Below are 9953 nucleotides of genomic sequence, written 5' to 3' on the forward strand. Positions count from 1 at the left end.
CGGACTGGTGGCATTGATGGTCTTCACCTCGTTCCTCGTCTTCTCCCCTGCCGCGGAGGCCGAGGACCCCTGCGAAGCACCCGTGGAGAATCCCGTCGCCTGCGAGAACACCAGACCCGGAACCCAGAACTGGATGGTGGAGGGGCTGGACGACTCGATCGCCGGGTTCACCACCGATATCAGCACCGCTCCCGGTGGCCGGGTCGACTTCAAGATCAAGACCAGTGCGCCGTCGATCCGGGTGGACATCTTCCGGCTCGGGTACTACGGCGGAACCGGTGCCCGGCATGTGGACTCGGTGCTGCGCAACACCCCGCAGATCCAGCCGGACTGCCTGCTCGTCGCGGAGACCGGGATGACCGACTGCGGCAACTGGGCGGTCACCGCGGGCTGGGACGTACCCGCGGACGCGGTGTCCGGGATCTACTATGCGGTGCTGCATCGCAATGACACGCAGGGTGAGAACGAGATCGCGTTCGTGGTGCGGGACGACACCAGCACCTCGGACATTCTGCTGCAGACCTCGGACTCCACCTGGCACGCGTACAACCGCTACGGTGGCAACAGCCTCTACTACGGGACCGGCCCCGGCCCGCAGGGCTCCGCCTACGCGGTCAGCTACAACCGCCCGCTGTTCGAGCCCGGCGAGGAGAACTTCATCTTCAACGCCGAGTACCCGATGGTGCGCTTCCTCGAGGCCAATGGCTACGACGTGAGCTACACCACGGATATGGACACCGCACGCCGCGGCCACCTGATCCAGAACCACAAGGTGTTCATGCCCGTCGGCCACGACGAGTACTGGTCGAACGAGCAGCGGGACAACGTGGAGGCGGCCAAGGCCGCCGGCGTGCACATGGCGTTCCTGACCGGCAACGAGGTGTTCTGGAAGACCCGCTGGGAGCCGAGCGCGGACCCCTCGGCCACCCCGTGGCGGACCGTGGTCTGCTACAAGGAGACCAAGCACAACGCCAAGGTCGATCCGAGTCCGGAATGGACCGGCACCTGGCGGGACCCGAGGTTCAGCCCGCCATCGGACGGCGGCAGACCGGAGAACGCCCTGCTCGGCAACATCTTCACGGTGAACGGGAGGCGGGACGACTCGCTCACCGTGCCCGCGGCCTTCGGCAAGATGCGGTTGTGGCGGCACACCTCGCTGCAGGGGCTCCCGGCCGGCGGGAGCCACAGCTTCGCGCCTGGCACGCTGGGCTACGAGTGGAACTCGGTCGAGGACAACGGAGCCCAACCGGCGGGCGTCGCGCAGCTCTCCCGCACCACGGTCGAGATGGAGGGGCAGTACATCCTGCAGAACCACGGCGATGTGTACGGTCCGGGCACCAAGACCCACGCGCTGACCCTCTACCGGGACCAGGTGAGTGGCGCGCTGGTGTTCGGTGCGGGCACCGTGCAGTGGGCATGGGGCCTGGACGACGAGCACGCCTTCCAGACCGGCAGTCCGACCTCGGACGTACGGATCCAGCAGGCCACCGTGAACCTGCTGGCGGACATGGGGGTACAGCCGGCCACCCTCCGGCCGGGACTGACCCAGTCGAGCCCGAGCGCCGACAGCCTCGCGCCGGCGGTGGCCATCACGAACGCGCCGGCGACCACGGTGGGTACGGACTACACCTTCTCCGGCACCGTCACCGACACCCTGGGCGAGGTGGCCGGGGTCGAGGTCTCGGTGGACGGCGGGACCCGCTGGCACCCCGCGGACTGGACCGCGGGCAGTGGCACCTGGAGCTACACCTACACCCCCGCCGTCTCCGGCACACCGCAGGTTCAGGTCCGGGCGGTGGACGACTCGGCGAACCTGTCCGCCCCGGCCTCGGCCACGATCACGGTCGACCCGCGGACGTGTCCGTGCAGCATCTGGACCGACACCGCCACCCCCGACCTCACCGACGCGGGCGACGGTAGCCAGGTGGAGCTGGGCGTGAAGTTCCGCTCGCACACCGCCGGTTACGTGCGCGGTGTCCGCTTCTACAAGAGCGCGGCCAACACCGGGACGCACACCGGCTCCCTGTGGACCGCCGACGGGCAACTGCTCGGTACCGGAACCTTCGGCGGGGAAACGGCGACCGGCTGGCAGACCCTCACGCTGCCGACCTCGGTCCCGGTGGCCGCGGACACCACCTACGTCGTGTCCTACTTCGCCCCGAACGGGCACTACGCCGCGGACAACTTCTACTTCACGAGCAAGGAGGAGTTCCTGGACCCGCTGACCGCGCTGCGCAGCGGGGTGGAGGGGCTGAACGGGGTCTACCGCGCGGGCGGTCCCGGCTTCCCCACGCAGAGCTACCAGGACACCAACTACTGGGTCGACGTGGTGTGGGGACCGGACCCCGGGCCGGACACCCGCGCGCCCGAGGTGCTTGAACACGCGCCGAGCACCGGGGACAGCTCGGTCGCGCTGGACGAGACACCCTCGGTCGGCTACGACGAGGCCGTGGTGCCGGAATCGGTGGACTTCACACTCACCCACGCGGGCGGCGCGGTCTCCGGAAACGTCTCGGTGACCGAGGGCGACGTCACCTTCACCCCCGGCACCGAGCTGAGCCCCGCCACCAGCTACACCGCGACAGTCACCGCCGGGGACGCGGCTGGCAACCTGGCCGCCGAACGGACCTGGACCTTCACCACCGGGTCCCCCCGACCGGCCGGTTGCCCCTGCACGATCTGGGACGACTTCACACATCCGGTGAACAAGGCCGATCCGCACGACTCCGCGCCGGTGGAACTGGGCACCAAGGTGCGCTTCGACGGCAAGGGCGAGGTGCTGGGCGTGCGGTTCTACAAGGGAACGGGCAACACCGGCACGCACACCGGGTCGTTCTGGTCGGCGAGCGGGCAGTTGCTGGCCACCGGGACCTTCGACAACGAGACCGCCGCAGGCTGGCAGACCCTGACCTTCGCCGAACCGGTCGAGGTCCAGGCCAACACCACCTACGTGGTCTCCTACCACGCGCCCAACGGGCACTACGCCGGAGACAACGGCTACTTCGCCGACTCGAGCGCGTCCTACGGCGGGATCAACGCGCTCGCCGACGGGGTGGAGGCAGGCAACGGCGTCTATCGCTACGGAGCAGGCGGGGAGTTCCCCACCTCCTCGTGGGGTGCCAGCAACTACTGGGTGGACGTGATCTATCGCAACGGGCTGAACGGGGACACCACCCCGCCGCAGATCACCGGCCGGACACCGGGCCCCGGCGCGAGTGAGGTCGACCTGGACACCGCGGTGACCGTCTCGTTCACCGAGCCGGTCGACCCGACCAGCGCGCAGTTCGCGCTGACCGATCCGGGCGGCGCGAAGCTGGACGGTGAACTGACCCTCTCGGCCGACGAGCACACGGTGACCTTCACGCCTTCGGCGCGGCTGGCCGCCGGAACCGGCTACGGGGTCAGCATCAAGATCGCCGACGCGAACGGCGTCCCCATGCCGGAACCGCAGACCTGGTCGTTCACCGCGGACGGCACCCAGACCTGCCCGTGCTCGCTGTTCAGCGCGGCCACCCTGCCGACCACGCCGTCCGCCGATGATCCCGGCTCCTACGAGCTCGGCGTCCGGTTCAGCTCCTCGGCCGCGGGCACGATCGCCGGCGTGAAGTTCTACAAGGGAACAGGTAATACCGGAACGCACACAGGTTCACTGTGGACAGAAGGAGGTCAGTTGCTGGCAACAGGAACCTTCACCGGCGAGACGGAGACCGGCTGGCAAACCCTGACCTTCGCCACACCGGTGCCGATCCAGGCAGGGCAGACCTACGTCGCCTCCTACACCGCGCCGAACGGGCACTACGCGGCCGACGCGTTCTACTTCGAGCAGACCGGGGTGACCAGCACCCCGCTGTCCGCCCCGGCGACCGGGTCGGGTACGGCCAACGGGGTGTACAACGCCGGCCCCGGCTTCCCCACCTCCACCTTCCGGGGAGGCAACTACTGGGTCGACGTCGTCTTCCAGGCAGGCACATGAACAAGCCGCTGTTCGTCGTGGTGTCCGGGGTGACCTGGGACGGGGTGAAGGGATCCGAGCGACAGCTCACCGAGGCGCTGCGCACGCACGCCGACGTGCTCTGGGTCGACCCACCGGTCTCCCCGGCCACCCCGGCCCGCTACCGCGGGGTTGCCGGGTCGGGCCGGAAGTGGCGTCCCCGGCTGGCCCGCACCGGGGAACGTGTCCTGCGGCTCACCCCGGTCGCCCTGCCCGGGCTGACCAGGCCGGGCATCCGGGCCACCACCTGGCCGCTGGTCCGCGCGCAGCTACGGTGGGCGTTGCGGCTGGTGGGCCGGACCCCGCATGCGGTGCTCGGCTGCTCCCCGCACGACGTGCTGGGCCGCTGGGGGCACGGGGTGGTGAACGTGCTGTACGGCACCGACGACTGGGTGGCCGGAGCCGAGCTGATGCGGCTGGACCCGGCCAGGGTGGCCGCCGAGGAGCGGGCGGCGTTGCGCAGGGCGGACCTCGTGCTCGCGGTGACCCCGGAGCTCGCCGGGCGCTGGCGCGAGCTCGGTGCCGACCCGGTGCTGTTCCCGAACGGCTGCGACCCGCGGGTCTACGCCGAGATCGAACGGCGCACGCCCGTCCCGCTGCCACCGGGATTTCCCGAGCCGGTGGCCGGGCTGTCCGGGCAGCTGTCCGACCGGATCGACCTCGCGTTGCTGGAGGCGGTCGCGGATCGTGGAATCGGGCTGCTGCTGGCGGGGCCGCGGGACCCCGGTTGGCAGCCCGAGCGGGTGGACGCCCTGCTGGCCCGGGACAACGTGCACCACACCGGCCCGCTGCCGCATGCCGAGTTGCTCGACGTGCTCGCGCGGTTCGACGTGGGTCTCACCCCGTACGCCGACACCCGGTTCAACCGCGCATCCTTCCCGCTGAAGACCCTGGAGTACCTGGCGGCGGGCAAGCCGGTGGTGAGCACCGCCCTGCCGGCAGGCACCAGGTTGCGCGAGGAGACCGACCAGGTGTGGCTCGCCGCGGGGCCCGCCGAGTTCGCCACCGCCGTGGTGGAGGCGGCCACCGTGGTGACGCCGGGCGCGGTGGCGCAACGGCGGGCGGTCGCGCGGCGATACTCCTGGGTGACACGGGCAGCGGAACTGAGGGAGCTGACAGCAGCGGCACGTTCGGCTTGTGCATGACCCTCTTGCACAAAGCCACGGAAAGGGGTTCAGACGTGATTCCGGTGATGCGACCGGTGCTGGGCGAGGAGGAGGCGCAGGCCGTCGCCGACGTGGTGCGTTCCGGCTGGGTGGCGCAGGGGCCCCGGGTGTCGTCCTTCGAGACGGAGTTCGCGGCGCGGGTCGGCGCCCGGCACGGGGTGGCCGTCTCCTCCTGCACCACCGCGCTGCACCTGGCGCTGCACGCGCTGGGTGTCGGCCCGGCCGACGAGGTCGTGGTGCCCTCGTTCAGCTTCATCGCGACCGCGAACGCGGTGCGCTACTGCGGTGCGACCCCGGTGTTCGCCGATGTGGACGAGGAGACCGGCAACCTGACCCCGGAGTCCGTCGCCGCCGTGCTGACCGGCCGCACCCGTGCGGTGCTGGTCGTGCACCAGGGCGGCCTGCCAGCCGACGTGGACGCGCTGCGGGCCGCCTGCGGGGATGTCCCGGTGGTGGAGGACGCGGCCTGCGCGGTGGGGTCGGTCTACCGGGACCGTCCGGTCGGGCAGGGTGCGCCGATGGCGGCCTGGTCCTTCCACCCGCGCAAGCTGCTGACCACCGGCGAGGGCGGGATGCTCACGACCGATGACGCGGAGCTGGCCGCGCGGCTGCGCAGGCTGCGCGAGCACGGGATGAGCGTCTCGGCCGCGGACCGGCATGCCGCCGAGGTGGCGATCGTGGAGGAGTATCTCGAACCGGGGTTCAACTACCGGATGACCGACATCCAGGCCGCGCTCGGCCTGGTGCAGCTCGGCAGGCTGGCGGCCATGGTCGCGCGGCGCAGGGAGCTCGCCGCCCGGTACCACGAGTTGCTGGCCGGGCTGCCCGGGGTGCGACCGGTGCGGGATCCGGAGTACGGCAGGACGAACTACCAGAGCTTCTGGGTACGGGTGAGCGAGGACGCGCCGGTACGGCAGGGCGAGTTGCTGGCCCTGCTGGCCGCCGAGGGGGTGTCCGCGCGGCGCGGGATCATGGCCGCGCACCTCGAGCCCGCCTACGCCGGGCATCCGCACGTTCCGCTGCCGGTGACCGAGCGACTGGCCCGCGGCTCGGTGATCCTTCCGCTGCACCACGAGCTGTCCGAGCAGGAGCAACGGCACGTCGCGGACGTGCTGGCCCGCGCCGTCGACCCGGCACTCACCCGATGACCCCGCGACCGCTGCTGCTGGTGGGCGCCGGCGGACTGGCCAGGGAGGCGCTGGCGGCGGTACGGGCGCTGCCCGAGCAATGGCTGGCGCTGGGCGCGCTGGACGACGATCCGGCGCGGCACGGGACCGAGCTGGACGGGCTGCCGGTGCTCGGCGGCACCGAGCTCGTGCACGACCACCCGGAGGCCGCCGTACTCGCCTGCGTCGCGGGCGTGCGGCGACCGCGCGGCAGGGCCGAGCTGGTACGGCGGCTGGACCTGCCGCCGCAGCGGTGGGCGACAGTGGTGCATCCCGGCTGCTCCCTCGCGCCGGGGGTCGAGATCGGCGTCGGGACGCTGCTGCTGGCCGGCACGGTGGTCACCGCGCCGCAGCGGATCGGCGCGCACGTGGTCGCCATGCCACATGTCCTGCTCACCCACGACGACGAGGTCGGCGACTTCGTCACCCTGGCAGGGCGCGCAACCCTCGCCGGTGGTGTCCGATTAGGACAGTCTGGGTACGTGGGTCAGTGCGCCGTGCTCAAGGAGTACATCAGCGTCGGCGAGGCCGCCGTGATCGGCATGGGATCGGTGGTGCTGACCGACGTCCCACCGGGCCAGACCTGGGCGGGCAACCCCGCTCGGCCCCTGCCCACCAACAACGGACAAGTGCGATGAGAATCCTGGTGTACCCGCACGCGATGGAGATCGGCGGATCGCAGCTCAACGCGGTACAACTGGCCGGCGCGGTGCGTGACCTCGGGCACCGGGTCACCGTGCTGTCCGAGCCCGGCCCGCTGGTACGGACCGTGCACGAGCTCGGCCTGCCGCACGTCCCGATCCCCGCCGAGCGCCGGCGCCCGTCCCCCGCCGTCGCCGGCCGGCTGGCCAGGGTGGTCGCCGCGCGCGACATCGACGTGGTGCACGGGCACGAGTGGCCGCCGGTGCTGGAGGCATTCGCCGGCTCCTGCCTGCACCGGCGGGCGGCCGTGGTGGGCAGCGTGATGTCCATGTCGGTGGTGCCGTTCTTCCCGCGCACGGTGCCGCTGCTGGTCGGAACCGAGCAGATCAGGAAGGCCGCCGTCGCCGCGGGGCACCGGCGGGTCGGGCTGCTCGAACCACCGGTGGACACCGACACCGATCATCCGGGCGTGGACGGCACCGCCTTCCGCGCCGAACACGGCCTCGCCCCCCGGGTTCCGCTGGTGGCGATGGTGTGCCGGCTGGTGCCCGAGCTCAAGCTGGAAGGGCTGCTCGCCGCCTGCGACGCGGTCGGCGAGCTCGCCAGGAACGGCCGCGGGGTACAGCTCGTCATCGTCGGCGAAGGGCGGAGCAGGGACGAGGTGGCGGCCAGCGCGGAACGCGCCAACGCCGCGGCCGGGGCCCGCGTGGTCACGCTGACCGGCGAGATCGCCGACCCCCGTCCCGCGTACGCGGCCGCGGACATCCTCGTCGGGCAGGGTGGCTCCGCGCTACGCGGCATGTCCTTCGGCAAGCCGCTGGTGGTCATCGGCGAGCAGGGGTACAGCGAGTTGCTCACCCCGGACTCCGCGGACGCCTTCCTGCGGGCCGGCTGGTACGGGCAGGGCCCCGGCTCCCGGGGCAGCGGGGTGCCCGCGCTGCGGGACGCGCTGGACGAGTTGCTCACCGAGCCGGGCAGGCGCACCGAGCTCGGCCGCTACGCGCGCGAGCTCGTGTTGCGGCGGTTCAGCCTGCGCCGCGCCGCCACGCTGCTGGAGAGCGAGTACCGGGCCGCGCTGACCGATCCGGTCCCCCGCCCGCGGCGGGCGGGAGACGCGGCGCACTCGGCGGCCGCCCTGCTTCGCTACAAGATCACCCGCAAGTACCAGGGGTTGCGCGGCACGGTCCGGACCGACGACGCGAACGCCACACCGGTGCTGGCCACCCCGCCGGCCCAGAAGGAGGCAGGATGACCGGCATACCACTTGTCGACCTCGGCGCGCAGCACGAGCAGGTCGCCGAGGAGGTCGACGCGGGCTGGGCGGACGTGCTCAAGTCGACCGCGTTCATCGGCGGTCCGCAGGTGGCCACGTTCGAGGCGGAGTTCGCCGAGTACTCCGGGGTACGGCACTGCGTCGGTGTCGGTAGCGGCACCGACGCGCTCGAACTGGCGCTGCGTGCCCTCGGCCTGGAACACGGCAGCGACCGCGACGAATGCGTGCTGCCGGCGAACACCTTCGTCGCGACCGCCGAGGCCGTGGTCCGCGCGGGAGGGCGTCCGGTGCTCGTCGACTGCGAAGCGGACACCGGGCTGATCGATGTGCACGCACTCGCCGGGGCACTCGGCCCGCGCACCCGCGCGGTCATCCCGGTCCACCTGTACGGCCAGACCGCGCCGGTGGAACTGATCCGGCCGCTGGCCCGGGCGGCGGGCGCCGCCGTCGTGGAGGACGCCGCGCAGGCGCAGGGGGCACGCCGGCACGGGGTGTGCGCCGGCGGGCTCGGCGACGTGGCGGCGACCAGCTTCTACCCCGGCAAGAACCTCGGCGCCTACGGCGACGGCGGTGCGGTGCTCACCGGCGATCCCGAGCTGGCGCGCCGGGTCCGGCTGCTGCGCGAGCACGGCTCGCCGCGCAAGTACGAGCACACCGAGCTCGGTTTCAACAGCAGGCTGGACACCCTGCAGGCGGTGGTGCTCTCGGCGAAGTTGCGCAGGCTGTCCCACTGGAACGCCGCGCGCCGGACCGCGGCGGCCCGCTACGCGCGGCTGCTGAGCCGGCTGCCCGCGGTGCGCGGGCCGGTGGTGCTGGAAGGCAACGAACCGGTGTGGCATCTGTACGTGGTCCGCGTGCCCGCTCGCGACCGGGTGCTGGAGCTGCTGCGTGCCGAGGGCATCGGTGCGGGCGTCCACTACCCCACGCCGCTGCACCTGACCGGGGCGTTCGGCGGGCTCGGCCACGGCGAGGGGGACTTCCCGGTCGCCGAGCGCCTGGCCGGCAAGTTGCTCTCCCTTCCGTTGTTCCCGGAAATCACCGGGACACAGCAGGAACGGGTGGTCGAGGTACTGGGCGAAGCGCTGGAGGAGACATCGTGACCAGGGTGGCGACCGGAGTGCGGGTGCACCCGCACGGGTTGTGCGAGAGCGCGGAGGTCGGCGCGGGCACCCGGGTGTGGGCGTTCGCGCACGTCCTGCCCGGCGCGCGGATCGGGCAGGACTGCAACATCTGCGACGGTGCCTTCGTCGAGAACGACGCGGTACTCGGCGACCGGGTGACCGTGAAGAACGGCACCCTGGTGTTCGCCGGGGTGACCTGCGAGGACGAGGTGTTCCTCGGGCCGAACGTGCTGTTCACCAACGACCTGCGTCCGCGCGCGCACGTCCGTAAGGGGCCGGACGAGCTCGTGTCCACTGTGGTCCGCCGGGGAGCCTCGCTCGGCGCCGGAACCGTTGTCGTATGCGGGATCGAGATCGGCGAGTACGCCTTCGCCGCGGCGGGATCGGTGGTGACCGCACCGGTTCCCGCGCACGCCTTCGTCGCGGGCAACCCGGCACGGCACAAGGGCTGGGTATGCCGCTGCGGGCTCCGCCTCGACGAGGGGTTGCGCTGCGCCGAATGCGGGACCTGCTATGCCCGCACCGAAACCGGCCTGGTGCCCGATAACTCCTGACCGCGACGCGGGAATGCCCTGAACGTGGCTTTGCGGACGT

7 protein-coding genes are annotated in these 9953 nt (G+C 71.8%); all 7 read left to right on the top strand.

What is annotated here, in order from left to right; genetic code table 11:
- Positions 1–16: 16 nt before the first annotated feature.
- The 7 genes from FB471_RS07690 to FB471_RS07720 are packed head-to-tail and all read left to right on the top strand — an operon-like array spanning position 17 to position 9913.
- Positions 17–3973, top strand: coding sequence for a DUF4082 domain-containing protein (locus FB471_RS07690; RefSeq protein WP_142001658.1), 3957 nt, complete (start codon positions 17–19; stop codon positions 3971–3973).
- Complete coding sequence (locus FB471_RS07695) at positions 3970–5136, top strand: glycosyltransferase (protein ID WP_141996639.1); 1167 nt, start codon at positions 3970–3972, stop codon at positions 5134–5136. Before FB471_RS07690 ends, FB471_RS07695 begins: the two co-directional genes overlap by 4 nt.
- A gap of 35 nt (positions 5137–5171) precedes the next feature.
- Positions 5172–6305 (top strand): DegT/DnrJ/EryC1/StrS family aminotransferase, encoded by a 1134-nt coding sequence (locus tag FB471_RS07700; RefSeq protein WP_246076289.1) that lies wholly within the window; start codon positions 5172–5174, stop codon positions 6303–6305.
- Positions 6302–6961: an acetyltransferase gene (locus FB471_RS07705; RefSeq protein ID WP_141996640.1), complete on the top strand. Its 660-nt coding sequence runs from the start codon at positions 6302–6304 to the stop codon at positions 6959–6961. The genes FB471_RS07700 and FB471_RS07705 overlap by 4 nt, the downstream gene beginning before the upstream one ends.
- Positions 6958–8217 carry a glycosyltransferase family 4 protein gene (locus tag FB471_RS07710; protein WP_141996641.1) on the top strand — a complete coding sequence of 420 codons (1260 nt, stop codon included), beginning with the start codon at positions 6958–6960 and terminating at the stop codon, positions 8215–8217. The genes FB471_RS07705 and FB471_RS07710 overlap by 4 nt, the downstream gene beginning before the upstream one ends.
- Complete coding sequence (locus tag FB471_RS07715) at positions 8214–9338, top strand: DegT/DnrJ/EryC1/StrS family aminotransferase (protein ID WP_141996642.1); 1125 nt, start codon at positions 8214–8216, stop codon at positions 9336–9338. The genes FB471_RS07710 and FB471_RS07715 overlap by 4 nt, the downstream gene beginning before the upstream one ends.
- Positions 9335–9913 (top strand): acyltransferase, encoded by a 579-nt coding sequence (locus FB471_RS07720; protein WP_141996643.1) that lies wholly within the window; start codon positions 9335–9337, stop codon positions 9911–9913. The genes FB471_RS07715 and FB471_RS07720 overlap by 4 nt, the downstream gene beginning before the upstream one ends.
- The last annotated feature ends 40 nt before the right edge of the window (positions 9914–9953 follow it).

Origin of the sequence: Amycolatopsis cihanbeyliensis (assembly GCF_006715045.1) — a bacterium.
GTDB classification, from domain to species: domain Bacteria; phylum Actinomycetota; class Actinomycetes; order Mycobacteriales; family Pseudonocardiaceae; genus Amycolatopsis; species Amycolatopsis cihanbeyliensis.

What these genes read in the sequence shown, in the direction of transcription:
- FB471_RS07715 (WP_141996642.1), top strand. Translation starts at nt 8,214, where the DNA reads ATGACCGGCATACCACTTGTCGACCTCGGCGCGCAGCACGAGCAGGTC.
- FB471_RS07690 (WP_142001658.1), top strand. Translation starts at nt 17, where the DNA reads ATGGTCTTCACCTCGTTCCTCGTCTTCTCCCCTGCCGCGGAGGCCGAG.
- FB471_RS07710 (WP_141996641.1), top strand. Translation starts at nt 6,958, where the DNA reads ATGAGAATCCTGGTGTACCCGCACGCGATGGAGATCGGCGGATCGCAG.
- FB471_RS07705 (WP_141996640.1), top strand. Translation starts at nt 6,302, where the DNA reads ATGACCCCGCGACCGCTGCTGCTGGTGGGCGCCGGCGGACTGGCCAGG.
- FB471_RS07695 (WP_141996639.1), top strand. Translation starts at nt 3,970, where the DNA reads ATGAACAAGCCGCTGTTCGTCGTGGTGTCCGGGGTGACCTGGGACGGG.